Source organism: Salegentibacter salegens, from assembly GCF_900142975.1.
GTDB lineage: Bacteria > Bacteroidota > Bacteroidia > Flavobacteriales > Flavobacteriaceae > Salegentibacter > Salegentibacter salegens.
The window spans coordinates 337,627-361,769 of sequence record NZ_LT670848.1 but is presented as its reverse complement, the minus strand read 5'-3'; the positions used below and the strand labels follow the sequence as shown (position 1 = coordinate 361,769).

At 37.6% G+C, this 24,143-nt stretch carries 26 protein-coding genes; 4 read left to right on the top strand and 22 right to left on the bottom strand.

Annotated features, from left to right (window positions below; all coding sequences use genetic code 11):
- Window positions 1-6 precede the first annotated feature (6 nt).
- The 13 genes from rpmC to rpsL all read right to left on the bottom strand — a co-directional run bounded on the left by rpmC (window position 7) and on the right by rpsL (window position 7,919).
- Window positions 7-198 carry a 50S ribosomal protein L29 gene (rpmC, locus tag B5488_RS01540; RefSeq protein ID WP_037319233.1) on the bottom strand — a complete coding sequence of 64 codons (192 nt, stop codon included), beginning with the start codon at window positions 196-198 and terminating at the stop codon, window positions 7-9.
- Window positions 199-210: 12 nt separating this feature from the next.
- The gene (gene rplP / locus B5488_RS01535) at window positions 211-630 is read right to left on the bottom strand and encodes a 50S ribosomal protein L16 (RefSeq protein WP_079733674.1); all 420 of its coding nucleotides are present in this window, start codon (window positions 628-630) and stop codon (window positions 211-213) included.
- Window positions 631-649: 19 nt separating this feature from the next.
- Window positions 650-1,369: a 30S ribosomal protein S3 gene (rpsC, locus tag B5488_RS01530; protein ID WP_079733673.1), complete on the bottom strand. Its 720-nt coding sequence runs from the start codon at window positions 1,367-1,369 to the stop codon at window positions 650-652.
- 7 nt (window positions 1,370-1,376) lie between these two features.
- Window positions 1,377-1,784 carry a 50S ribosomal protein L22 gene (gene rplV / locus B5488_RS01525; RefSeq protein WP_075324950.1) on the bottom strand — a complete coding sequence of 136 codons (408 nt, stop codon included), beginning with the start codon at window positions 1,782-1,784 and terminating at the stop codon, window positions 1,377-1,379.
- Window positions 1,785-1,792: 8 nt separating this feature from the next.
- Window positions 1,793-2,071 (bottom strand): 30S ribosomal protein S19, encoded by a 279-nt coding sequence (gene rpsS, locus B5488_RS01520; RefSeq protein WP_057482232.1) that lies wholly within the window; start codon window positions 2,069-2,071, stop codon window positions 1,793-1,795.
- A 7-nt stretch (window positions 2,072-2,078) separates the two neighbouring features.
- Window positions 2,079-2,906 (bottom strand): 50S ribosomal protein L2, encoded by an 828-nt coding sequence (gene rplB, locus B5488_RS01515; RefSeq protein WP_079733672.1) that lies wholly within the window; start codon window positions 2,904-2,906, stop codon window positions 2,079-2,081.
- 9 nt (window positions 2,907-2,915) lie between these two features.
- Window positions 2,916-3,206, bottom strand: a complete 291-nt coding sequence (gene rplW / locus B5488_RS01510) for a 50S ribosomal protein L23 (RefSeq protein ID WP_075324952.1) — start codon at window positions 3,204-3,206, stop codon at window positions 2,916-2,918.
- 5 nt (window positions 3,207-3,211) lie between these two features.
- On the bottom strand, window positions 3,212-3,841 hold the full coding sequence (gene rplD, locus B5488_RS01505) for a 50S ribosomal protein L4 (protein WP_079733671.1): 630 nt from the start codon (window positions 3,839-3,841) through the stop codon (window positions 3,212-3,214).
- Window positions 3,841-4,452, bottom strand: coding sequence for a 50S ribosomal protein L3 (gene rplC / locus B5488_RS01500; RefSeq protein WP_075324954.1), 612 nt, complete (start codon window positions 4,450-4,452; stop codon window positions 3,841-3,843). Before rplC ends, rplD begins: the two co-directional genes overlap by 1 nt.
- Before the next feature lie 162 nt (window positions 4,453-4,614).
- Window positions 4,615-4,920 carry a 30S ribosomal protein S10 gene (gene rpsJ, locus B5488_RS01495; protein ID WP_037319211.1) on the bottom strand — a complete coding sequence of 102 codons (306 nt, stop codon included), beginning with the start codon at window positions 4,918-4,920 and terminating at the stop codon, window positions 4,615-4,617.
- A gap of 10 nt (window positions 4,921-4,930) precedes the next feature.
- Window positions 4,931-7,039, bottom strand: coding sequence for an elongation factor G (gene fusA / locus B5488_RS01490; RefSeq protein WP_079733670.1), 2,109 nt, complete (start codon window positions 7,037-7,039; stop codon window positions 4,931-4,933).
- A gap of 5 nt (window positions 7,040-7,044) precedes the next feature.
- The gene (gene rpsG / locus B5488_RS01485) at window positions 7,045-7,521 is read right to left on the bottom strand and encodes a 30S ribosomal protein S7 (protein ID WP_079733669.1); all 477 of its coding nucleotides are present in this window, start codon (window positions 7,519-7,521) and stop codon (window positions 7,045-7,047) included.
- 23 nt (window positions 7,522-7,544) lie between these two features.
- Window positions 7,545-7,919: a 30S ribosomal protein S12 gene (gene rpsL / locus B5488_RS01480; RefSeq protein WP_037319203.1), complete on the bottom strand. Its 375-nt coding sequence runs from the start codon at window positions 7,917-7,919 to the stop codon at window positions 7,545-7,547.
- A gap of 417 nt (window positions 7,920-8,336) precedes the next feature.
- Between rpsL and B5488_RS01475 the strand changes: the two genes are divergently transcribed.
- From B5488_RS01475 to rlmB, 3 genes are all read left to right on the top strand, one after another.
- A complete protein-coding gene (locus B5488_RS01475; protein ID WP_079733668.1) occupies window positions 8,337-11,378 on the top strand; it encodes a TonB-dependent receptor domain-containing protein in 3,042 nt (1,013 codons plus the stop codon).
- Window positions 11,379-11,389: 11 nt separating this feature from the next.
- On the top strand, window positions 11,390-12,811 hold the full coding sequence (locus tag B5488_RS01470) for a SusD/RagB family nutrient-binding outer membrane lipoprotein (protein WP_079733667.1): 1,422 nt from the start codon (window positions 11,390-11,392) through the stop codon (window positions 12,809-12,811).
- Between the two features lie 99 nt (window positions 12,812-12,910).
- The gene (gene rlmB / locus B5488_RS01465) at window positions 12,911-13,651 is read left to right on the top strand and encodes a 23S rRNA (guanosine(2251)-2'-O)-methyltransferase RlmB (protein ID WP_079733666.1); all 741 of its coding nucleotides are present in this window, start codon (window positions 12,911-12,913) and stop codon (window positions 13,649-13,651) included.
- 16 nt (window positions 13,652-13,667) lie between these two features.
- Here rlmB and B5488_RS01460 read toward each other — a convergent pair whose 3' ends face one another.
- Window positions 13,668-14,426, bottom strand: a complete 759-nt coding sequence (locus B5488_RS01460) for a rhomboid family intramembrane serine protease (RefSeq protein WP_079733665.1) — start codon at window positions 14,424-14,426, stop codon at window positions 13,668-13,670.
- A gap of 86 nt (window positions 14,427-14,512) precedes the next feature.
- On the opposite strand from B5488_RS01460, the gene B5488_RS01455 reads away from it, so the two are divergent.
- Complete coding sequence (locus B5488_RS01455) at window positions 14,513-15,787, top strand: replication-associated recombination protein A (RefSeq protein WP_079733664.1); 1,275 nt, start codon at window positions 14,513-14,515, stop codon at window positions 15,785-15,787.
- Here B5488_RS01455 and B5488_RS01450 read toward each other — a convergent pair.
- From B5488_RS01450 to B5488_RS01415, 8 genes are all read right to left on the bottom strand, one after another.
- Window positions 15,781-16,665 (bottom strand): SPOR domain-containing protein, encoded by an 885-nt coding sequence (locus B5488_RS01450; protein WP_079733663.1) that lies wholly within the window; start codon window positions 16,663-16,665, stop codon window positions 15,781-15,783. The genes B5488_RS01455 and B5488_RS01450 overlap by 7 nt on opposite strands.
- Before the next feature lie 10 nt (window positions 16,666-16,675).
- Window positions 16,676-18,082, bottom strand: coding sequence for a DUF5723 family protein (locus tag B5488_RS01445; RefSeq protein WP_079733662.1), 1,407 nt, complete (start codon window positions 18,080-18,082; stop codon window positions 16,676-16,678).
- A gap of 101 nt (window positions 18,083-18,183) precedes the next feature.
- Entirely contained in the window at window positions 18,184-18,627 is a 444-nt protein-coding gene (locus tag B5488_RS01440; protein ID WP_231919785.1) for a hypothetical protein, read from the bottom strand.
- A gap of 56 nt (window positions 18,628-18,683) precedes the next feature.
- Window positions 18,684-19,373: a YjjG family noncanonical pyrimidine nucleotidase gene (locus B5488_RS01435; RefSeq protein WP_079733661.1), complete on the bottom strand. Its 690-nt coding sequence runs from the start codon at window positions 19,371-19,373 to the stop codon at window positions 18,684-18,686.
- Complete coding sequence (locus B5488_RS01430; RefSeq protein ID WP_079733660.1) at window positions 19,360-20,649, bottom strand: polysaccharide deacetylase family protein; 1,290 nt, start codon at window positions 20,647-20,649, stop codon at window positions 19,360-19,362. The genes B5488_RS01435 and B5488_RS01430 overlap by 14 nt, the downstream gene beginning before the upstream one ends.
- Before the next feature lie 9 nt (window positions 20,650-20,658).
- A complete protein-coding gene (gene radC, locus B5488_RS01425; RefSeq protein ID WP_079733659.1) occupies window positions 20,659-21,360 on the bottom strand; it encodes a RadC family protein in 702 nt (233 codons plus the stop codon).
- Window positions 21,361-21,425: 65 nt separating this feature from the next.
- Complete coding sequence (locus B5488_RS01420) at window positions 21,426-22,778, bottom strand: UDP-N-acetylmuramate--L-alanine ligase (RefSeq protein ID WP_079733658.1); 1,353 nt, start codon at window positions 22,776-22,778, stop codon at window positions 21,426-21,428.
- A gap of 90 nt (window positions 22,779-22,868) precedes the next feature.
- The gene (locus tag B5488_RS01415) at window positions 22,869-23,747 is read right to left on the bottom strand and encodes a tetratricopeptide repeat protein (RefSeq protein WP_079733657.1); all 879 of its coding nucleotides are present in this window, start codon (window positions 23,745-23,747) and stop codon (window positions 22,869-22,871) included.
- Between the last annotated feature and the right edge of the window lie 396 nt (window positions 23,748-24,143).

Genomic DNA, 24,143 nt, shown 5'->3' with positions numbered 1-24,143 from the left:
TAACACTTATTGTTGTTCTCTTTTAGTTAACTCTGTAGCAAGTCTCGCTATAGTTCTTCGTACAGCTCTAAGCTGTATTGGGTTCTCTAATGGCGAAACTGCGTGAGCCATTTTCAAATCTGAATATGCTTTTCTAGATTTCCCAAGCTCTTCTTGTAATTCTGCCACAGACAGTTCTTTTACTTCTGATTGTTTCATAATTTTATAATATTAAGCTTGATAATCTCTAGCTACAATAAATTTGGTTCTTACCGGAAGTTTTTGTGCTGCAAGCCTTAAAGCTTCTTTAGCAATATCCATTGGTACTCCACCAATTTCAAACATAATTCTTCCTGGTTTTACAACAGCAGCCCAATATTCTACAGCACCTTTACCTTTACCCATACGAACCTCTAGAGGTTTCTTAGTGATAGGCTTGTCTGGAAATATTTTAATCCAGATAGAACCTTCCCTTTTCATATATCGGGTAGCAGCAATACGTGCAGCTTCAATTTGGCGGGCAGTAATGAAACTAGAATCCATAGATTTTATTCCAAAGGTTCCGTTAGAGAGTCTATGCCCTCTTCCGGCATTGCCTTTCATACGGCCCTTCTGCTGTTTACGGTATTTTGTTCTTTTAGGTTGTAACATTTTTCTTTACTTTAAAAAATTACTTTCTACGACGTGATTTGTTACCACCTCGCCCGGCTCCAGGTTTTCCTCCTTGCTTCTTGGACATTCCAACAAGCGGAGAAAGATCTCTTTTACCATAAACTTCGCCTTTCATGATCCATACTTTAATACCCAACCTACCATAAGTAGTGTGAGCTTCAACTAAAGCATAGTCAATATCGGCCCTAAAAGTAGACAGAGGAATTCTACCATCTTTGTATGCTTCTGAACGTGCCATTTCAGCACCATTTAAACGTCCGGAAATCTGTATTTTGATTCCTTCAGCATTCATTCTCATAGCAGCCGCGATAGCCATTTTAATTGCACGACGGTAAGAGATACGATTCTCAACTTGTCTTGCAACACTAGATGCAACTAAATGCGCATCAAGTTCTGGCCTCTTAATCTCAAAGATGTTAATTTGAACTTCCTTGTCGGTAATTTTCTTAAGTTCTTCTTTAAGCTTGTCTACCTCCTGGCCGCCTTTACCAATAATAATACCTGGTCTGGCAGTGGTGATAGTAACGGTTACAAGCTTAAGCGTACGCTCAATAATTACCCTAGATACACTCGCTTTTGAAAGACGAGCATGGATGTACTTTCTAATCTTATCGTCTTCGGCTAATTTATCGCCGTAGTCATTTCCTCCGTACCAGTTGGATTCCCATCCTCTTACGATACCAAGGCGATTCCCGATTGGATTTGTTTTTTGTCCCATACTCTACTTAGCTTTGTGTATTATTGTTTTCTCCAAGCACCAAAGTAACGTGGTTGGATCTCTTTCTAATTCTATGTGCGCGACCCTGTGGTGCAGGACGTAGCCTCTTAAGCATCGCTCCTCCATCTACACGGATTTCTTTTACAAACAATTCAGCATCTTCAATACTTGCATCTTCGTTTTTAGATTGCCAGTTGGCTATTGCTGAAAGCAATAATTTCTCTAAACGTCCAGAAGCTTCTTTTGAACTGAATTTTAATATTTGAAGCGCCTTTTCTACTTTCTCACCTCTTACTAAATCCGCAACTAAGCGCATTTTTCTAGGTGAAGTAGGGCAGTTATTCAACTTTGCAAAAGCTACCTGTTTTTTGGCTTCTTTTATTTGCTCTGCTCTTTCTCTTTTACGAACTCCCATAGCTTCAATTATCTTTTACCTTTATTTTTTGCACCAGAATGCCCTCTAAAGGAACGTGTTGGTGAAAATTCTCCTAATTTATGCCCTACCATGTTCTCTGTTACATATACAGGTACAAATTGTTTCCCGTTGTGAACAGCGATAGTTTGCCCAACAAAATCTGGAGTAATCATTGAAGCTCTAGACCAGGTTTTGATCACGGCTTTTTTTCCAGACTCAACATTTTGAGCAACCTTCTTATCTAACTTATAGTGAACGTAAGGTCCTTTTTTTAATGAACGTGCCATATCTTAATTATTTCTTTCTACGTTCTACAATATATTTATTACTCGCTTTTGTTCTTGAACGGGTTTTGAAACCTTTAGCAGGTAAACCTTTTCTTGAACGTGGGTGACCACCGGAAGCTCTTCCTTCACCACCACCCATTGGGTGATCTACAGGGTTCATCGCAACTGGTCTTGTTCTTGGTCTTATACCCAACCAACGTTTTCTACCAGCTTTACCAGAAACCTGAAGTTGATGATCACTATTTGATACAGCTCCAATTGTTGCCATACAAGTAGATAACACCCTTCTAATTTCTCCTGAAGGTAGTTTTACGGTTGCATATTTTCCTTCTCTTGCCAATAATTGAGCAAAAGCTCCAGCACTTCTTGCCATAACAGCACCTTGCCCGGCTCTTAACTCTATACAAGAAACTACCGTACCAAGCGGGATGCTAGACAACGGCATTGCATTTCCAATTTCTGGAGCAGCCGAATCTGTGCTTGATACAATATTTTGACCTACCTGCAACCCATTTTGAGCAATAACATATCGTTTCTCACCATCCTGGTAATTCAACAATGCGATAAAGGCAGTTCGGTTAGGATCATATTCTATACTCGCAACTGTAGCAGGAATCCCATGCTTGTCGCGTTTAAAGTCTACAATTCTGTAACGTCTTTTATGACCTCCACCTTTGTAGCGGATCGTCATTTTTCCCTGACTGTTTCTCCCACCTGACTTTTTTATCGGAGCCAAAAGGCTTTTTTCCGGCTTATCAGTAGTTACGGCGTCATACCCGTTTACTACTCTAAATCGCTGGCCAGGGGTGATTGGTTTTAATTTTCTAACTGACATTTTTTAATCTTAAAGATTACTGTATAAATCAATAGTTTCACCTTCCGTCACCTGTACCAATGCTTTTTTGAAAGCTTTGGTTTTACCAGTAATCATACCAGATTTTGTATATCTGGTTTTGCGATCTGGACGGACATTTATAGTACGAACTTTTTCAACTGAAACTCCATAAGCAGCTTCTACTGCATTCTTAATTTCAATCTTATTCGCCTTATTGTCTACCACAAAAGAAAAACGGTTATTCAACTCGCTATCTCCGGTGGCTTTTTCTGTAATAATTGGTTTTATCAAGATACTCATAAGGCTTATTTACTTAAATTCGACACAATTCCTTCTAAAGAACCTTCAAGTAGCACAATATTCTTAGCATTAAGAATTCCGTAAGTACTTAATTCTGAGGAATTTACAACCTCAAGTCCTTTTAAATTACGTGACGACAAATATACATTTTTATTTGAGTCACCCAACACTATAAGTGATTTTTTGTCCTGAATACCAAGGGCTTTCAAAACATCTATCATACTTTTTGTCTTCGGCGCATCAAAAGAAAAGTCTTCAACTACAAAAATTGATTCTCCTTTTGCTTTTATTGATAATGCCGATTTTCTAGCCAAACGTTTTAAATTTTTATTCAATTTAAAACCATAGTTTCTTGGTCTTGGTCCAAAAACACGTCCACCACCTTTAAAAATTGGCGACTTAATGCTACCTGCACGTGCAGTACCGGTACCTTTTTGTTTCTTGATCTTACGAGTACTTCCAACAATCTCAGCTCTTTCTTTAGCTTTGTGGGTTCCCTGTCGCTGATTAGCTAAATATTGTTTAACATCTAGATAAACCGCGTGATCGTTTGGCTCTATAGCGAAAACAGCGTCAGAAAGCTTTGCTTTTCTGCCTGTTTCTTTTCCTTTTACATCTAAAACTGCTACTTCCATTACTTGCTAATGATTACGTATGAGTTTTTGTGACCTGGCACACATCCTTTTACTACTAAAAGGTTTTTATCTGCCACCACTTTTAAAACTCTCAGGTTTTCTACTTTAACTCTCTCTCCACCCATTCTACCGGCCATTTTCATTCCTTTGAAAACCCGTGCAGGGTAAGACGCTGCACCAATAGAACCCGGAGCTCTTAATCGGTTATGCTGACCGTGAGTCGCCTGACCCACACCACCAAAGTTGTGTCTTTTTACAACACCCTGAAAGCCTTTACCTTTAGAAGTACCTGCAATATCTACAAATTCCCCCTCGTTAAAGTGCTCTACCGTGATAGCATCACCTAATTTATAATCTGCTTCATAGCCCTGGAATTCAACGACTTTACGTTTTGCAACGCTTCCTGCTTTTTTTGCGTGCCCTTCGGCAGCTTTGTTTGCAGTCTTTTTGTCATCGAAACCAACTTGAAGTGCCTCATACCCGTCAACCTCTTTGGTTCTGACTTGGGTAACTACGCATGGACCTGCTTCTATTACGGTACAGGGAATGTTTTTCCCGTTCTCGTCAAAAATACTGGTCATGCCTATTTTTTTTCCTATTAACCCAGACATAATTAATTATTGATTATTACTTATTTATTTAAAAAAATTCAGGGCAGAAAAATACTTTCGCCCTGAATGTATCTTTCTTCCGTTTTTCCCTCGCCAACTGCTCGGGACATGTATTTCTCACAACGGTGAGAATCTTGAGATCTCCGCCTTCGCGGAGATGACTTATACCTTGATCTCTACTTCAACCCCACTTGGTAATTCTAACTTCATTAACGCATCAATAGTTTTTGAAGAAGAACTGTAGATATCCAAAAGCCTTTTATAAGAGCTTAATTGAAATTGCTCTCTGGCTTTCTTGTTCACGTGCGGAGAACGTAAAACAGTAAAAAGTTTTTTGTGTGTAGGTAATGGAATTGGTCCTGTTACCACCGCACCTGTAGTTTTTACAGTTTTCACGATCTTCTCTGCAGATTTATCTACCAGGTTATGATCGTAGGATTTTAGTTTTATTCTTATTTTTTGACTCATTTTCCTAATATTATTCGTTTGTACCTTTTGCTGCTTTAATAACTTCTTCTGAAATATTAGAAGGAGTTTCAGCATAGTGAGAAAATTCCATAGTTGAAGTTGCTCTACCAGAAGACAATGTTCTTAATGTGGTTACATATCCAAACATTTCAGACAAAGGCACTTCCGCCTTAATAATCTTAGCTCCAGATCTATCGGACATGCTGTTTACCTGACCTCTTCTACGGTTCAAGTCACCAACAATATCTCCCATGTTTTCTTCTGGAGTTACTACTTCAATTTTCATAATTGGCTCAAGAACTACAGCACCGGCTTTTTTAGCAGCGGCTTTGTAACCCATTTTTGCAGCCAATTCGAAAGAAAGTTGATCGGAATCTACAGGGTGGAAAGATCCATCCTTAAGGGTTACTTTTAAAGTATCCATTTGGAAACCGGCCATTGGCCCGTTTTTCATAGCCTCTTTAAATCCTTTTTCTACCGAAGGAACAAACTCTTTAGGAATACGTCCACCTTTAATAGTATCTACAAACTGAAGTCCTTTTCCTTCAAAGTCTTTGTCTACAGGTCCCATTTCGAATACAATATCAGCAAATTTACCACGACCACCAGATTGCTTTTTATAAACCTCTCTGTGTTCAGCGTTTTTAGTTACTGTTTCTTTGTACTCAACCTGAGGCTGACCTTCGTTTACTTCAACTTTAAATTCTCTCTTTAAACGATCTACAAGAATTTCAATATGAAGCTCTCCCATACCAGAGATAATGGTTTGTCCTGAAATTTCATCAGTCTTCACCTGGAAAGTTGGATCTTCTTCAGCTAATTTAGCTAAAGCCATACCCATTTTATCAACATCGGCTTTTGTCTTAGGCTCTACCGCGATTCCAATTACAGGCTCAGGGAAAGTCATAGATTCAAGAACGATTGGGTGTTTTTCATCGGTAAGCGTATCTCCGGTTTTAATATCTTTAAAACCAACAGCGGCACCAATATCACCAGCTTCAATTCTATTTATAGGCTCCTGCTTATTAGAATGCATCTGGTAAATACGAGAAATACGTTCTTTTTTACCTGATCTATTGTTCAATACATAAGATCCTGCATCTAAAGCTCCCGAGTAAACACGGAAGAATGCCAAACGACCCACAAAAGGATCAGTAGCAATTTTAAATGCTAATGCAGAGAAAGGAGAGTCAACGTGTGGCTTTCTGCTTTCGTCTTCACCAGTATCAGGATTTGTTCCTACAATAGCTTCTACATCTACTGGAGAAGGCATATATCTCATAACTGCATCAAGCATTGCCTGTACACCTTTGTTTTTAAAGGCAGAACCACACATCATAGGTATGATAGACATATCTATAGTTGCAGCTCTAAGCGCAGCAATAATCTCATCTTCAGTAATTGAATTTTCATCTTCAAAGAACTTTTCCATCAATGCCTCATCATACTCGGCTACAGCTTCTACAAGCTCAGTTCGGTATTTATTCACATCCTCCATAAGTTCTTCAGGAATATCTATGGTTTCATAGGTCATCCCGTGATCTTCATCATTCCAAATAACTGCTTTTTTGGAAATAAGATCAACAACTCCTTTAAAGTCTATTTCGTCACCAATAGGAACTTGTAATGGCACTGGGTTTCCACCTAGCATTTCTCTAACCTGCTTACACACATTAAAGAAGTCAGCTCCCTGACGGTCCATTTTATTTACAAATCCTAAACGTGGTACTTTATATTTATCTGCCTGTCTCCAAACAGTTTCAGATTGTGGCTCAACACCATCTACAGCACTAAACAATGCAACCACACCATCAAGAACACGTAAAGAACGCTCTACCTCTACAGTAAAGTCTACGTGACCAGGAGTATCGATAATATTTACCGTAAATTCCTGATCTCTATACATCCACTTACAATGTGTTGCAGCAGAAGTAATTGTAATACCTCTTTCCTGCTCCTGCTCCATCCAGTCCATAGTAGCCGCACCATCGTGCACCTCACCTATTTTGTGGCTTATCCCTGTATAATATAGAATACGCTCTGTTGTAGTGGTTTTACCCGCATCAATATGAGCTGCAATTCCTATATTTCTGGTAAATTTTAAATCTCTTTGTGCCATTTTTCTTAGAATCTAAAGTGAGAGAATGCTTTATTAGCTTCAGCCATTTTATGAGTATCAACCCTTCTCTTAACTGCAGCGCCTTCTTCTTTGGCAGCAGCAAGAACTTCAGAAGCTAATTTCTGCGCCATAGATTTTTCGTTTCTCTTACGCGCAAATGAAATTAACCACTTCATAGCAGTTGCTACTTTTCTATCTGGTCTTATTTGCATTGGGATTTGAAAGGTTGCACCTCCAACTCGTCTACTTCTAACTTCAACGTGAGGCATAACATTAGAAAGAGCATCTTTCCAAATTTCCAAACCTGTTTTTTCTTCGTCTTGTTTCTTCTCTTCTATAATCGCGATTGTATCATAGAAAATTTTAAAGGCTACCGATTTTTTTCCATCCCACATCATCATGTTCACGAAACGTGTAACAAGTTGATCGTTAAATTTTGGATCTGGTAAAAGCGGTCTTTTTTTGGCCTGTCTTCTTCTCATTTCTTTACATTAAAAGTTTTTAATTACTTTTTAGGGCGTTTGGCTCCGTATTTAGACCTACGCTGGCTTCTACCTTCAACACCCGCAGTATCTAATGCACCGCGAACAATGTGGTATCTTACACCTGGTAAATCTTTTACCCTTCCACCTCTAACCAATACTATCGAGTGCTCTTGTAGATTGTGACCCTCACCTGGAATATAAGCGTTAACTTCTTTTCCGTTAGTTAACCTCACCCTAGCAACTTTACGCATCGCCGAGTTTGGTTTCTTAGGTGTAGTAGTATACACACGTGTGCACACTCCTCTTCTTTGAGGGCACGAATCTAAAGCAGCCGATTTACTCTTCTTGGTTATCTGGGCTCTTCCTTTTCGTACTAATTGTGAAATTGTTGGCATAATTTCTTTTACCTAATTATTAATAAATTTAATCCCCTGTTTTTTAGGGTTTGCAAATGTAGAAATAAAAACAAATTTATCAAACTATAATGAATTAATTTTCAGAAGGATAATCTGAGAGACAGAAATCCCATATAATAAATAGGTATTTATCTAAGAAAATGCATCCAACTAAAACCGGGGAGGCTCTTCTTACAAATGGGTTTTTTAGATTTTAATGATAGTTTGAGACTAAATCTCAATAATTTTCTAATTTTTTAACATTTAGCCTATTTCTCTTTAGCGCCTGACTCTAACCGTTCTATGCACAAATATTAACATTTACTTAAAATAGAACGCTATTTTTAAAATCAAAAGTTTGTTTTATTAACCATTTATTAGCACTTTTGGCCTTGGCTAATTCAAACAAATTTAAAAATGAGAACAAAGTTTAGTAGTATTCTAACACTTTTATTAGTGTTAGTTGTGCAAATTACTTTTGCACAAGAACGAACGATTACCGGTACGGTAGTCGATGAAGACGGGTTACCCCTTCCAGGTGTAACCGTTTTAATTCAGGGAACCAACACTGGTACCCAAACAGATTTTGACGGAAATTACTCAATACCAGCTACACAAGGCGATGTATTGGTTTACTCTTTCGTTGGAATGCAAACTGCAGAGTATACGGTAGCAAACAATGACACGATAGATGTGACATTAACTACAGATTCAGCTCAATTAGATGCAGTAGTAGTAACTGCCCTTGGTATTAAAAGAGAAAAAAAATCTCTTGGTTACGCTACACAGGAAGTAGATGGTAGTGAAGTATCTGATGTTCCGACACAGAACTTCGTAAACTCTCTTTCTGGTAAAGTTGCGGGTCTTAAGGTATCATCTTCTGGTACTATGGGAGGTTCGTCTAACGTAGTAATTCGTGGTAGTTCCTCATTAACAGGAAACAACCAGGCATTATTCGTTATTGATGGTACTCCGGTAAGTAACGCGAATACCAACAGAACAGGCCAGGACGCAGGTAGAGGTGGTTACGATTATGGTAACGCTGCTTCTGACATTAACCCAAATGACATTGCTTCTATTAACGTACTTAAAGGTGCTGCTGCAACCGCACTTTACGGTGCCAGGGCTGCAAACGGGGCAATTATTATCGAAACTAAAAAAGGTAGCAAAGGAAAAGGAATTGGAGTTTCTGTTAGCTCTACCCTTATGACTTCTCACGCAGACATGAACACCCTTCCAGAATATCAAGACGAATACGGCGCTGGTTACCTAAGAGGTTATGGACCCGATGGTGATGAATACTTTAATCTGTATGATGTAGACGGCGATGGAAATCTTGATCAAGTAACTCCTTTTACAGAAGATGCTTCTTTTGGTGCGAGATTTGAAGGACAACCAATTTACCAGTGGAATTCAATTTACCCACAGTTAGAAGGAACAGATTATGATTTCTACCAACAAGCAACTCCCTGGGAAGCCGGAGAAAATAATCCTAACGCTATTTGGGAGACAGGTTACACGATGATTAACTCTGTTGCTTTAGATGGCGGAACCGATAAAAGTTCGTTTAGGATAAGTGGCACGAACTTTAATCAACAAGGTAACTTACCAAACAGCCAGATAAAAAGAAATACTTTAAAGTTTAGCGGTGAACATGAATTTACTGATAAATTTTCTGCACAAGCCAACATTACCTACACTAAAACAGACGGTAAAGGTAGATATGGTACTGGTTACAGTGAGCTAAACATTATGCAATCTTTTAGACAGTGGAATCAGGCTAACGTGGATATTTACGATCAAAGAGCAGCTTATTTTGCTACAGGAGAAAACATTACCTGGAACGCTAATGGCCCAGATAACCTTACTCCTATTTATACAGATAACCCATATTGGACACTTTACGAAAACTATTCAACAGATACTCGTAACAGATATTTTGGTAACATTAACCTTAATTACGAGATCAATGATGTATTTAGTGTTTTAGGTAGATTCTCTTTTGATACTTTTGACGAGTTGCAAGAGGAAAGAAAAAATAAAGGAAGTGTTGGTGTAGGTTATTTAGACACTTATTTCTTAGAAGGTACTATAAGAAGAGACCGTTCTTCTACCCTTCCAAAAGAAAACAATACTTTTTACTACCCATCAATTTCTACCAGTGTACTTCTTTCTAATGTGATAGATGCTAACTGGTTAAGTTTTGCTAAGTTAAGAGCTAACTACGCAGAGGTAGGTAATGATACAGACCCTTATAGAGTTTTTAATACTTACCAAATCTCAGCTCCTTTTGGATCTGCTGGATGGGCAAGTAACAACTCTCAATTGGCTAACCTGGCTCTTGATCCTGAGCGTATGAAATCTTACGAAGTAGGTATTGAAGCGAACTTCTTTGATAGAAGAGTAGGTTTTGATGTATCTTACTACAACTCTCAAACAGAGAACCAAATTACTCCGGTACCGGTATCTACCGCAACTGGTTTCGCTACTAAGCTTTTAAATGCTGGTACAATTGAAAATAAAGGGTTTGAAGTCTCTTTAAACTTAAACCCAATTAGAACTGAAGACTTTAACTGGAACATGAACATTAACTGGGCAAGAAACAGAAGTGAGGTTCTTGAACTTGAAGACGGTATTGATGTATTACAGCTAGCTAATCCTCAAGGTGGGATTTCAATTAATGCCGTTCCTGGAGAGCCTTATGGCGCCATTAGAGGTTCAGCTTATGTTTATGATGATAATGGGAACCAGGTAATTACCTCTGGAGGTTATTACGCTAGAACACCAAATGCTAACTATACAATCGGTAATATCCAACCAGATTGGACAGGTGGTGTATCTAATTCTATCTCTTACAAAAACCTTACCTTAAACTTCCTTGTAGACGTTCAACAAGGTGGAGATATTTTCTCTTTAGACACCTGGTATGGACGTGCAACTGGAGTGTATGAAAGCAGTGTAGGCCTTAATGAGCTTGGTAACCCAAAACGAAATCCATTATTTAATCCAGATTTAGAACCTGGAGATCCAGGTTATATTCCTGAAGCTGAACAAGGTGGAGTTATACTTAACGGTGTTCAGGGAGATATCGAGTATGACTCTAATGGTGATTACACAGTGACCAACACTTCTGAAAACACTACAAGAGCAAGAACCGATTACTTTGGTAACCCTTTTGGTTACGGTAGAGATGCTAACGAAGGTCATATTTATGACGCTTCTTTCGTAAAGCTAAGAGAAGCTAGTTTAACCTATAACTTTGGATCTCAATTTATAGATGCTACGCCATTCACCAATGCTTCTATATCTTTAATAGGTAGAAACCTTTGGATAATTCACAAGAATATTCCATATTCTGATCCAGAAGCTGGACTTAGTTCAGGAAACATTCAAGGTTATCAGTCTGGTGCTTACCCATCAATGAGGGAAATTGGTGCTAGCCTTAAATTTAACTTTTAATAAAAATAATTATGAAGAAATATATTGTAGCGCTAACAGCACTCGTAACACTATGGTCTTGCCAGAGTGACGAGCAATATGAGGATCTTAACAGAGATCCCAAAAACCCTACGCAGGTTGCTTCTGATTTCTTATTTACCGCAGCAACGGTAAGTTTATCAGATAATATGGCATCGCCTAACGTAAATGATGGATTGTACAGGTTTCTTGCGCAGTACTTTACTACAACCACGTATGTAGATGAGACAAATTATAACTTTACTGCAAGAACAAATCCAGATAATGTATGGTCAGAAATCTATAGAGATGTAATTCTTGACATTCAGGATGCAAAAGCAATTGTTGAAGCAAATGGCGAACTTGAACAAGCGGAAAAAGATGCTCGCATGGGGCAATTAGAAGTAATTGAAGTTTATGCGTGGCACGTACTTGTAGATAGTTTTGGAGATATTCCTTACTCTCAAGCAGGGAAGGCTGACGAATTTCCATTACCCGCTTATGATGATGATATGGTGATTTACGAAGATCTAATCTCTAGATTAGACAACGTAGGCACAATGTTATCTGCAGGACAGGGATACGTTGGCGCCGATGTTGTTTACGGTGGAGATATGAGCAAATGGATGATGTTCGCTAACTCTCTTAAATTGAGATTAGGTATGAGAATTTCAGATGCTAATCCAGGTCTTTCGCAATCAACTGTAGAATCCGCAGTTACAGATGGTGTATTTATGGCTAATGCCGATAATGCTACTGTTGAATACCAGGGTAACGATCCTTATGGTAACCCACTTTGGGAAGATCTTGTACTTAGTGGACGTTCTGACTTCCTGGCTGCTAATACCATCGTAGATTATATGAATGATCTTAATGATCCAAGAAGAATGGTCTATTTTGATGAAAACATTGAAGGATATAATGGAGGTATCTACGGAGGACTTAACAATTTTAGCTCATTTACCCAAATTGGTGATCCATTTTTACAGCCAACTCGTGAAGGTATCTTATTAGACTATGCTGAAGTTCGCTTCAACCAGTCTAGAGCTGCCGAACTTGGTTATAACGTACCTGGTGATGCTGAAACTCATTACAACGCTGCAATCACTGCTTCTATGGAATACTGGGGAATAACTGATGAAGCTGCAATTTCATCTTACCTTTCTCAGGGTGATGTAGCATATGATGGTTCTGAAGAGCAATTTGCTACTCAGTACTGGATCGCTATGTTTGACAATCCTTTCCAGGGATGGTCAGTATGGAGAAAATATGATGCTCCAGAATTAAACATTCCTTCGGAATTTGAAACTGAAGTACCATTAAGATATACTTATCCAGTAGATGAGACTAACCTTAATGAAACCAATTACGAGGCAGCTGCCGAGGCAATTGGAGGTGACTCTGCTCAAACTCCTATTTTCTGGGATGTTCAGTAATCAAGAGTTCAATTAATACTTATAAAACCACCCTTAACCGGGTGGTTTTTTTATTTCCAGTAATTCCATAATTTTAAAAACAAAACCTACCTTTGCGCTATGGAAGAAACTACACGTATTTTTGGAATTAGAGCGGTTATTGAAGCAATTCAGGGAGGAAAGAGTATAGATAAGGTTTATATTCAAAAAGGCCTCTCAGGCCCTTTATTTCAGGAATTGAATCATCTTATCCAAAAAGGCAGTTATAATATTTCCTTTGTGCCAGAAGAAAAACTTTATAAACTTTCCAAAGGAAATCACCAGGGTGTGGTAGCAACAATTTCTCCAATTAAATTTGGAAACCTTGAAGAAACAATTGAAAAAATTCTTACAGAAAAAACCACTCCCCTTTTCCTTCTTTTAGATCAAATTACCGATGTCCGTAATTTTGGAGCTATTATTAGAACCGCAGAATGCACCGGAGTTGACGCCATAATTATTCCTGAAAAAGGTGGTGCTCCTTTAAATGCCGATACCGTTAAAACTTCGGCTGGCGGAGTTTTTAACCTCCCTATTGTAAAAGTGAATCATATAAAAGATGCCGTTTTCTACCTCCAATCTTCGGGAGTGCAAATTGTGGCTGCTACCGAGAAAACCGATGATACTGTTTACGATGTAGATTTCAACCAGGCTTCAGCTATTGTGATGGGAAACGAAGCCAAAGGAGTTTCCAATTCAATTTTAAAAAGTGTAGATAAGAAGGCCAAACTTCCTATGTTTGGGAAAATTGAATCCTTAAATGTTTCCGTGGCCTGTGGTGTATTTTTATATGAAGCGATAAGGCAGCGGCAAACTTCTTAGGAACTCCAAAAGATTCTTATTCCTTACTCTTAGATTCTGATTTCTTATAGAAATAGCGATAAGTTATTCCTGATTCATCTTCAGGCTCTTCTTCTTCTTCATTTGTTTCAAAGCGTCTTTCAATAAAATTTCCATTTTCATCAAAATGCTGCATAAATAAATCTTCCTTTTCGCTGTATTCAGGTTTTTCCCATTCGTATTTAGGACTTTTAATAGAATTCTTTCTATAAATAACAGATAATGCGAAACCCGAAATTAATCCCGAAAGATGCCCTTCCCAGGAAATTTCAGGATTAATTGGAGTAACATACCATAACATTCCGCCGTAAAGAAAAACCACGATTAAAGAAAGCGCAACCAACCTATAATATTTCGAAAAAATTCCTTTAAAAAATAAGAAAGTAGCAAGCATGTAAATTATACCACTTGCCCCAATATGGTTCGCAGGCCGCCCAATGCTCCAGGTTAGAATGCCTGTAAGAAGTAAACCAATAATTAGAACCGGCCAGCTAATCTTTCTGTAGAAATAAAAAAGCGACATGGAAAGCACAAAAAGTGGGATGGTATTATTGAACAAATGTTTTATATCACCGTGAATAAATGGCGAAAATAAAATACCTCGCAAACCTTTTACTTCTCCCGGGCGTACGCCAAAATTGTTAAAACTAATCCCAAAGCGAATTTCAAACCAAAAAACTATCCAAATAAGCAGCACAAAGAGGATGGGATATCCCAGGACGCCGGTAGTAAAAACAAATGGATTAGACTGTTTCAAAAGAATAAGTTTTAATTTAATATTACAAAAAAGAATCCATTTGTTAATAGATGACAAAGTGTTATTCAAATTACTAATTTTGTCAGATGAGCAAACCATTAGCAGAACGATTACGACCACAAACATTAGACGATTATTTAAGTCAGCAGCATCTTATTGGCCCAAAAGGAGCATTACGGCAGCAGATTAAGCAAGGGATTATCCCATCAATTATATTCTGGGGACCTCCTGGAGTAGGAAAAACCACTTTAGCCAATATCATCGCTTCTACTTCAGATCGGCCATTCTTTACGCTGAGTGCTATTAGCAGTGGCGTAAAAGATGTGCGTGAAGTAATAGAAAAGGCAAAAAAAAGTGATGGTTTGTTTACTACTAAAAATCCCATCTTGTTTATTGATGAAATTCATCGTTTCAGCAAATCACAGCAGGATTCTCTTTTAGGCGCCGTAGAAAAAGGATGGGTCACTTTAATTGGCGCTACGACAGAAAATCCGAGTTTTGAAGTGATCTCTGCCCTACTTTCTCGTTGCCAGGTTTATATTTTAAAACCTTTTAGTAAGGAAGATCTGGTAGCACTTTTGGAAAGAGCGATGCGGGAAGATAAAATTATCGCCTCAAAAAATATAAAACTAAAGGAAACCGAAGCATTATTGCGTTTAAGCGGCGGCGATGCCCGAAAATTACTTAATATTTTTGAACTTTTAGTTACTTCTTCCCAGGGTAACGTTGAAATTACTAATGAATTGGTCTTTAACAGCGTTCAGCAAAATACGGTACTTTATGATAAAGCCGGCGAACAGCATTACGACATCATTTCAGCATTTATTAAATCTATTCGTGGGAGTGATCCCAACGCTTCAGTTTACTGGCTCGCAAGAATGATTGAAGGTGGCGAAGATGTAAAATTTATTGCCCGCAGATTATTAATTTTAGCTAGTGAAGATATCGGAAACGCGAATCCAACTGCATTGGTTATCGCAAATAATACGTTCCAGGCGGTAACAACAATCGGTTTTCCCGAAGCTCGAATAGTATTAAGTCAATGTGTTACTTACCTGGCAACTTCCCCAAAAAGCAACGCTGCCTATATGGCGATTAACCAGGCACAAAGCGCTGTAAAGCAAACCGGAAATTTATCGGTGCCGCTTTCCATTCGGAATGCCCCAACTAAACTAATGAAAGATATTGGCTACGGAAAAGATTATAAATATGCCCATAACCACGAAAACAATTTTGTTGAGGCTGAATTTCTACCCGATGAATTAAAGAGCACAAAGTTTTATGATCCCGGAAATAATCCTCGGGAAAATGCGCAGCGGGAATTTCTTAAAAAACGCTGGAAAACCAAGTATAATTATTGATTGGCCGAAGCTTTATAAACAAGCTTTACAGATTTATTTTCCTGGTTTAAATACTCTACCACCAAATCACCATTTGGATTAAAATAGGCTACGCCCTGGCGGGTAAGAGATTTATAGATATAGCTATCTGCATCTCCAGATTTAGCTAAAACCGCAAAAGGTTCCTGGGAATTTTCCTGAAAAAATGAATATCCAGAATCAGATTTTTCGAGAAAATAAGCAATACCGTCCTTTTTAAAATTCAATTCTTTTGCTGAATCAGTATCTAGCATAGGGTTTTCTACCACTACTTCAGCAGGTTCAGCTTGTTCGGCGGGAGCTGTTGCCGAAGTTTCCACGTCTTCAGAAGCTTCAGGAGCCCTGGTTTCTGGTTTAGTTTGTGCCACTTCGGCATTTTCGGCAGCTTGTGGTTCTTTATCACTTGCAGGAGTAGCAGCCGAAACTTCGCCGGGCTTAAAACTGTAATTCAATTCTTCAACATTACTAAATGCATCTCTCAAAGCCTCGTGATGGGCAGCTTTAAATTCTTTTTCCCTACTTCTCCCCTCTTTAGATTCAAAAACAACTTTGCCCCGGCAATCTTCTAACTGAACTACCAGTTTGGTAACAAATAAGCCCGAATTATCTTTCACTTTAGCGTTAAGGCCTAAGCAATAATCCTCCTGAAGATCTGAAGGTTTTTCTTCACTCCTCATTAATGTCTCAAATCCATATTTTTCAAAGAGAAATTTAGTAAGCGCGTTTAACTGAAATTGATTCTTTTCTTTTGAAAACTCAAACTCTTCAGGAACTATCACGTATTTATATTGATTGAGATCTTGCGCGAGCATTGGAATTGTACCAATAAAAAAAGTGAGTATAAAAATTATTCTTTTCATTTAAATTTTATTAATCATTAAAAATAAGTTGCATTCCCAGTTGGAGGGAGGCACTGTGAGCTTTTGCCAAATTAGGGAAAGCCAGCAAATTATTGGCTGCCAGATATACATTAAATTTATTAAAAGTTCTTGTATACATCAAGCCAATATTAGTTAAAGAATAATCATCTAAAGAATAAGACACTTTAAAACGCTGATTATCATTGATTTTTCTATCCCAATATGTAGTGAAGGAGTACACGAATCCTTTGGGTCTTTTTACGCCACTAAGCTGCATTCCCAGCAAATTCATATACCTTACTTTTTTTACACTTAGATAATGACAGGGCAAAAATGCCGGACCAAAACCGTATTCCATTGCAAAGTTGGCCTTTATTGGCCGCCAGGTGGTGTAAGATTCGTTGGTAGTTTGGTCTCTAAGGTTTCTATCTACTTCGTCTTCAAAATCATCCCAATAAGGTAATGCTTCATCGTTTTCGTCCAAATCGGGAAATAGCGGCTCCAAACCACTGGTTTCATAAGCTCCAAAATACCTGTAATTTTCAACTTCCTTACGCTGAAAAACAGCCCCCAGATCCTGTACAGAACCCGAAAGTATAAACTGGTCGTGAAGAATATAAGAAGCCCCCAAATCCAGCCCGAAACCCACATTACCACCAAAGAAAGACCGACTTAACAATTCGGCTGTAGCTTGTTCAACCGTCATTCCTTCCTCTTCCTTTAAAGGAGCGAAGCCCGATGTATTAATTAAAACATTCATATCTACAACTTCGTGATTATAGACATTCCTCCCATCGGGAGTGGTAGAGGTAGTAAATCTCCCCGTATTGCCTGTGCTTTCGGCATTAAAAATACTGGAATATAATTTCGCTCTTGCGCCTACTGTAAGTCGGTTATCAAATTTATGGTTGATACCAAGATGATAAACAGTCATTATTTCTCCGGTAAAAGAGACATCGTCAAAGTAGAAAGGTTCATTTAAATAATCGTTATTTCCTTCGTTGGCGAGTATCGCAGGATCTTTTGGGAAATAAGAAAATACATCCATCTCCTGGTAAATACCGGTAGACAGGTAATTCTTGCTATCTATTTTCCAGCCCATAGAGAATATTTCTAATTGCTGATTTACCGAAAAATAATCTCTCGAATCCATATTGCGCATGGTTTCCTGAATTCGGATATTAATATTTGTACCATCATCGGCAAAAATATCATAAAGATCAGCTCCCGTAGAACCGGCTGAAAGATGAATTTGGGAAAAAAACGGGATTCCAATATGGCCGGTAAAATTTATTTGAGCCCCGGGATTGCTCATTAAAGTTTGTGGTAAATCGTCTACATTAAACAGCAAGGGTTTGTTTTGGGCCACAATCGTTCCAGAAATAATTAAAAACAATACTATAAGTCTCCACATCATTAAAATTCAAAGGAAAAGAGGCCTTTGGAAGCGAAATCTAATTCTCCTTCAAATTTCGCTGATCCCGGCTGCACCTCTAATTCAACAACCATTTTTATATTTCAACGTACTAAATGTATACGATCTTCTTCAAAAAATTCAAATTGCTCCGTAGTTACGGGATTACCATCAACACCCGGTTTAATAGTATAATTTACCGCAAATTGTTCCTGGTTGGCATCAGATAAAAATCTTATCTTACTTTCAATCTCCCGGGGGAATGTATTAATATGTCTAAAATAAAACTCAACTGAAGAAAGATCTTCCTGAATATAATCATCGTCCAGGAATTCTAAGCGAACCGTATCGCTTATGTGGGTTTTACTATTTCCGGTAGAAGGATCTACAAATTGAGACTGATCTATATCGTAAATAAGAAGATCTATTTGGACATCGGGACTTAAACTAATCTCCTCTTTTTGCTCCAGATCTACATCTTTCACGCAACTGCTCAACACACCACCTATAAGCATTAAGCTTATACTTTTAGCAAGAAAGTTTTTCATTAATTTCATTAGGCGTGGCATCAGGTTGCACTAACGAAATTAACAAAAGATTATTATTACAAATAGGTCTTTAGTTCATTTAACGTTTTAATATGTATTACACCGATGTTTTCTTTATTCCCGTAGTAGTCAAAGAAGATAGGTTTTATGCCACAATTTTTAGCGCCGGTACAATCGGCTTCATAATTATCCCCAATCATAATACTGTTTTCGGCTAAAGCTGAAGATTTTTGGAGTGCTGCTTCAAAGATTAATTTATTAGGTTTTTTCACCCCTGCTTCCTCAGAAGTAGTGATTGTAGTAAAATACTTACTTATGCCGGAATTAGTAAGTTTTTTATGCTGTACTTCTTCAAAACCGTTTGTGATAATATGTAACTCATAAGTTTTATGAAGATAATCCAGCACTTCTTTACTGCCATCTAAAAGAAAATTATGATCGGGCAGATATTCTATATAATCTATGGCAATATTATCTATTAAATCCTTATCGGCTTCAAATTTTAAAAGATCAAAACTATCTTTTAGACGGCCGTAGCGCAGAGCTTCTTTTGTGACTTCATCATTTCTATAGCGTTCCCAGTATTTAAAGTTTACCGGCATATAGATTTTGAGAAAATCGTTTATTTCCAGGGGAATTTTTCTGAATTTAAAAACACGTTCAAAAGCCAGGGCAGAATTCCTGTCAAAATCCCATAAAGTATGGTCTAAATCGAAGAAAATATGACTTATATTACTTAATTTCATAAATCTGTTTTAACACTGCGTAATAAGCCTGATAATTAGAATATTCAGAAAAATCCTGATTTTTAAAAATAGCTTTAAAACTTCCTCCTACTTTTTTTACTTCGCTAAGCATTTTTCCAATATCGCTGGTTAATTGTTCAAAATCTGTATGTTCAACGATATTTGAATTAAATACATACGGATGAATTTTTAAAGCCAGGGTAGATTCGGTATTAATATCGTAAAACAAAAATGGGCTGCAGGTTCCAGCTCTAAAACCAGCAGTTTCAGGATATCCCATAGAATAATCCTGCGGAATTTCCAGCTCTGACAGGAAATTATAAAATTCAGGGATATTCAAATTATATTTTACGTTTATTACACTATCTAGCGGTGTATGCACTGTATTTTCCATTCTCAGCTTTTCTTTCCGCAGGATTTTAAAATTTTCGAGCGCAAAATATCCAGGCATTAAACCCACTTTAGCATAATCTCCCACATATTTTATAATAGAGCGATAGGGATTTCGGTTGTAATTAATATTGCGATCGTAAATAGAAAAATCGCTTAACTGGAACATAAATAGTAAAGGAACTTTGTACTCTTTTATAAAAGCAATTAGATCCTCAAAAATATTTATAGGATCTTTTTTTACGCGCATAACTACCTGAATACGATCTAAAACTTTATTAAACTGGAGTTTTATAATATCTAAATGCATTCCCGCCAAACTGCGCAAAAATCCTTTATTCTGAAAATTAAAAACGTGTTCTACCGCAATTACTGCCCTGGTATGAAATTCCCGGTTGGTTAGGGAGATTTCAGGAAATCTTTCCTGCAGAATTTCTTTAAATTTATAAGCCCAAATATCTACAACAGGAGTATTTAAAAATCCTTCCTGAAACCCCACACTTTCTGAAGCGGGAAAACGTCCTAAATCATCTTTTACGTGCGGTAAATATTCCTCATACCTACTCAGTAAAAAGAAAGAAGCAGCAAAAATATCAAAAGGCAAAGCACTATTTTCTGAAACCGGGAAGAAGCAATAATTATCACCCCAGGGCTGAACTTTTATTTCTACTTCGTTTAAACCCTGCTCAAGTAAAAGATCTACTTTTTGCACAAATAATTCGTTTCCCAGGGCTTGTTTTCCGTAAGAAAGTTTCATCCCTTCGTGAGCAATAAATTCTTCAATTTTTGTAGTAAATTTTATGGAAATCCCCAGAACATTGGTGCAAATATGTTTAAAAATGTAAACTATTCGCGGGGAGATTTTCTGGGTATAAATTAGTAGCATCTAATCAATTTAAAGTACGCCTTCGTCTGCAAAGCTAAAGTATGATTTTTCGGTTACAATAAGATGATCCAGCACCTTAATATCTAAACTTTGCGCCGCTGTTTTAAGCTTTTGGGTAAGTTGTTTATCGGCTTCACTGGGCTTTAAAGTTCCTGAAGGATGGTTATGCGCCAAAATTATAGACGTGGCACCAACTTCAAGCGCTTTTCTAAGAGTGATTCGCACATCTACCAGGGTGCCGGTAATTCCTCCTTTACTGAGTTGTAACTGCTCAATAACTTTGTTGGAATTATTAAGATAAATAATCCAGAATTCTTCGTGATAAAGTTCGCCAATTATAGGCTGCATAAGCTCAAAAACCGAAGCGCTGGAAGTGATTTTCTTCTTCTCTAAGGCTTCTTCTGTTCTTCGGCGACGGCCAAGTTCCATCGCAGCCAAAATACTTACAGCTTTTGCAGGGCCTATGCCTTTAAATTCACAAAGTTTTTTAACTGAAAGTTTTCCGAGATCGCTAAGTTGATTTCCCGTGGAAGCTAGAATGCGTTTGCTTAATTGAACCGCTGATTCGTTGCGACTACCCGACCCTATTAATATTGCGATAAGCTCGGCGTCGCTAAGACTAATTTTCCCTTTTTGAAGCAGTTTTTCCCTGGGCCGATCGTCTTCTGCCCAGGATTTAATTCCAAAACCAATTTGATTTTCCTGCCCCATAGTTTTATAAAGATAAAAAATGATTTCTTATCTACACCAGGACAATTAAAAATGAGGCATTTAACTTAAAATAAAACTTTTACTTCTTCAAGGTCTAAATTTCCAAAAGTGCCGCTACTCATTAAAAGTAAAACCGAATCTTTTAAATCTTTAGATGCTACTAATTTTTTTAATGCTCCTGTTTCAGAAACCACTTCCAGGTTCGGGCTGTTAAAGGCTAGTTTTATCTCTTCCGCAGATATAGGTTGCAATTGTTTTTGCGAAATTGCCTCTGGAGAATAGAAAACCACAGCTTCATCGGCTTTACCTAAAGTATCTTTATACTGCTGAATAAATTCTGAATTAAGACTGCTAAAAGTGTGTAATTCTAAACAGGCAATAAGTTTTTTATTGGGGTATTGTTCCTTTACGGCCTGGGTGCTTGCTTTTACTTTAGATGGGCTATGCGCAAAATCTTTAAAAATAATTCCGCTCTCATTTTCATAAATCTTTTCTAACCTGCGGCTGGCACCTTCAAATTCCATCATCGCTTCATAGAAATCGTCTTCATCAATTCCCATATGCTGGCAAATCCATTTGGCGCCCGCAAGATTATTCATATTATGCTTTCCAAAAATTCCTAATGGCATATCACCTTCTGAAGTTTCTAAAATGGTCTCCCCGTCTTCTACATGATATTCGGCAGTAAAATAAGGATGCTTTCTTATTTGATTTTCGGTGTTTTCAGCCAAATTTTTTAAGGTTTCGTCTTCTTCGTTATAAACGAGGATACCGCCCTTTACTATAGATTTTATAAAAATCTGAAATTGCTCCACATAGTTTTCAAAAGTGGGAAAAACATTCATATGATCCCACGCAATCCCGCTGAGTAATGCTATATTTGGTTGATAGAGATGAAATTTAGGTCTAAGATCTATTGCTGAAGCAGGATATTCATCGCCTTCAATGAGCATAAAATCATTTTCATCGCTCAAATTAATAGTGTTCTCAATCCCGGGAACTGGGGCACCAAGCATATAGTCAATTTCTTTTCCGTGGTAATGCATTACGTGCAATATCATAGCCGTAATCGTAGTTTTTCCGTGAGATCCTCCAATTACAACTCGTGTTTTCTCTTTAGAAAGTTCAAAAAGGAACTCAGGATAAGAATAAATATTCAAGCCTAATTCTTCGGTTTTCTTCAACTCAGGATTATCTTTTTTGGCGTGCATTCCCAATACAACCGCATCCAAATCCTGGGTTATTTTTTCTGAAAACCAACCCAATTTTTCAGGAAGCAAGCCCTGTTTTTCCAAAGCCGATTTCGAAGGTTCGTAAATGGCATCGTCGCTACCGGTAATATTATTTCCTTTCTTTTGTAGGGCAAGGGCAAGACTATGCATAGCGCTACCGCCAATTGCTATAAAATGAAGTTTCATTAGATTCTATTTCGCGCCAATAATTCTGGCAATTTCAAACTCTATTAACTGGCTGCAAATATAGTTAAGACTTTAGGAAAAGCCTTTAGCCTACATCTCTAATATTTGTTGTTTGAGTTTTTCAGCTTCAGGAAAGTTAAATTTATTGGCCAGGGCTTTATTGATATGCGATAAAGCTTTATCCTGATTATTCTTTGAAGCCTGAATTTTAGCGATATGAAAATGTGCCCAGGCCGGCGATTTTAGATCTTTGTAATTATAATTTTTTATATAATTTTCCAGGAAATCTACAGCCATATCTGGTTTAAGACCTAAGGAAGCTGCTCTTTCGCCTAATTCATAATTCATGTAATTACGCTCTACCAGGTTTTTATTGTTCTTTGCCTCTTCCAGGGCTTTGTTTACTGCAATCTTTACTGCTTCCTGATCTTCTTCCGTTTTATGAATATAAGCCTGAGCCAGATAAGCATCTACCTTATTAATTGATTGAAGTTCTTTCACATATTGCTGAGCAAGGTCCTTGCTTCCACCTATAAACACAGGTAATTGAATATAAAGTTCTACTAAGGCCCGGCGGACTTCTGCATGGTTTTTGTCTAATTCGGCAGCTTTATTTAAATGCGTTTTAATATCGCCCAGCATTAAGGCGGCTTTAAATTTGGAAACATCCATGGCTTTCATTCCCATCGCACCACCAAGTTTGAAGTTATAGCCCGAAGAGTTAGGCTGGTTTTCCACCAGTTTTTCATAATAATGTATGGCTTCATCCCATTTTTTTTCAAAGCTGGCAATATCCCCAAGGTATTCTATAGCCTGTATGTTATCCTTATGTTCCTCAAAGACCTTCTTGGCCTGTTTAATTTGGTTTTCTTTAAGATATTTTTCTCCATTTTCGACTGAAGACTGTGCCCAACCCGGCGTCAAAATTGAGAAGAGAATTATATTGAATATTAAGAATTTGTTAGTCATCCTATTAATTTTTTCATAAATTTATCGCGAATATCGACCCAAAGCTTCAAGTATCGTTTAACAAAAATATATAGAACCTAAAATAAATGGTAAAATTTGTTAAAGTACTTCTTAGTTTAACTCACAATGTTAAAAATTATTTTAATATTTGTGCTGCTAAAATTATTTAAACCTAATACTAATAATTGAATTTTAACACCTAGCCTATGCAAAATTTTACTTTTGGGAGGAAGGGAACAAATTGGTTCCTTTTCGCCTTTGTATTGTTAATTGGAACTCTGCCCTCATTTGGGCAGAATGATTGTCCAGATCCGGGCAATTTAAGTTTCTCACAAACTCAAACCTTTTGTTTCACACAAACGGTTGCAGAACTTGACACAGATGGTTATCCAGTTT

What these genes read in the sequence shown, in the direction of transcription:
- rpmC (WP_037319233.1), bottom strand. Translation starts at nt 198, where the DNA reads ATGAAACAATCAGAAGTAAAAGAACTGTCTGTGGCAGAATTACAAGAA.
- rplP (WP_079733674.1), bottom strand. Translation starts at nt 630, where the DNA reads ATGTTACAACCTAAAAGAACAAAATACCGTAAACAGCAGAAGGGCCGT.
- rpsC (WP_079733673.1), bottom strand. Translation starts at nt 1,369, where the DNA reads ATGGGACAAAAAACAAATCCAATCGGGAATCGCCTTGGTATCGTAAGA.
- rplV (WP_075324950.1), bottom strand. Translation starts at nt 1,784, where the DNA reads ATGGGAGTTCGTAAAAGAGAAAGAGCAGAGCAAATAAAAGAAGCCAAA.
- rpsS (WP_057482232.1), bottom strand. Translation starts at nt 2,071, where the DNA reads ATGGCACGTTCATTAAAAAAAGGACCTTACGTTCACTATAAGTTAGAT.
- rplB (WP_079733672.1), bottom strand. Translation starts at nt 2,906, where the DNA reads ATGTCAGTTAGAAAATTAAAACCAATCACCCCTGGCCAGCGATTTAGA.
- rplW (WP_075324952.1), bottom strand. Translation starts at nt 3,206, where the DNA reads ATGAGTATCTTGATAAAACCAATTATTACAGAAAAAGCCACCGGAGAT.
- rplD (WP_079733671.1), bottom strand. Translation starts at nt 3,841, where the DNA reads ATGGAAGTAGCAGTTTTAGATGTAAAAGGAAAAGAAACAGGCAGAAAA.
- rplC (WP_075324954.1), bottom strand. Translation starts at nt 4,452, where the DNA reads ATGTCTGGGTTAATAGGAAAAAAAATAGGCATGACCAGTATTTTTGAC.
- rpsJ (WP_037319211.1), bottom strand. Translation starts at nt 4,920, where the DNA reads ATGAGTCAAAAAATAAGAATAAAACTAAAATCCTACGATCATAACCTG.
- fusA (WP_079733670.1), bottom strand. Translation starts at nt 7,039, where the DNA reads ATGGCACAAAGAGATTTAAAATTTACCAGAAATATAGGAATTGCAGCT.
- rpsG (WP_079733669.1), bottom strand. Translation starts at nt 7,521, where the DNA reads ATGAGAAGAAGACAGGCCAAAAAAAGACCGCTTTTACCAGATCCAAAA.
- rpsL (WP_037319203.1), bottom strand. Translation starts at nt 7,919, where the DNA reads ATGCCAACAATTTCACAATTAGTACGAAAAGGAAGAGCCCAGATAACC.
- B5488_RS01475 (WP_079733668.1), top strand. Translation starts at nt 8,337, where the DNA reads ATGAGAACAAAGTTTAGTAGTATTCTAACACTTTTATTAGTGTTAGTT.
- B5488_RS01470 (WP_079733667.1), top strand. Translation starts at nt 11,390, where the DNA reads ATGAAGAAATATATTGTAGCGCTAACAGCACTCGTAACACTATGGTCT.
- rlmB (WP_079733666.1), top strand. Translation starts at nt 12,911, where the DNA reads ATGGAAGAAACTACACGTATTTTTGGAATTAGAGCGGTTATTGAAGCA.
- B5488_RS01455 (WP_079733664.1), top strand. Translation starts at nt 14,513, where the DNA reads ATGAGCAAACCATTAGCAGAACGATTACGACCACAAACATTAGACGAT.
- B5488_RS01450 (WP_079733663.1), bottom strand. Translation starts at nt 16,665, where the DNA reads ATGAAAAGAATAATTTTTATACTCACTTTTTTTATTGGTACAATTCCA.
- B5488_RS01445 (WP_079733662.1), bottom strand. Translation starts at nt 18,082, where the DNA reads ATGATGTGGAGACTTATAGTATTGTTTTTAATTATTTCTGGAACGATT.
- B5488_RS01440 (WP_231919785.1), bottom strand. Translation starts at nt 18,627, where the DNA reads ATGAAAAACTTTCTTGCTAAAAGTATAAGCTTAATGCTTATAGGTGGT.
- B5488_RS01435 (WP_079733661.1), bottom strand. Translation starts at nt 19,373, where the DNA reads ATGAAATTAAGTAATATAAGTCATATTTTCTTCGATTTAGACCATACT.
- B5488_RS01430 (WP_079733660.1), bottom strand. Translation starts at nt 20,649, where the DNA reads ATGCTACTAATTTATACCCAGAAAATCTCCCCGCGAATAGTTTACATT.
- radC (WP_079733659.1), bottom strand. Translation starts at nt 21,360, where the DNA reads ATGGGGCAGGAAAATCAAATTGGTTTTGGAATTAAATCCTGGGCAGAA.
- B5488_RS01420 (WP_079733658.1), bottom strand. Translation starts at nt 22,778, where the DNA reads ATGAAACTTCATTTTATAGCAATTGGCGGTAGCGCTATGCATAGTCTT.
- B5488_RS01415 (WP_079733657.1), bottom strand. Translation starts at nt 23,747, where the DNA reads ATGACTAACAAATTCTTAATATTCAATATAATTCTCTTCTCAATTTTG.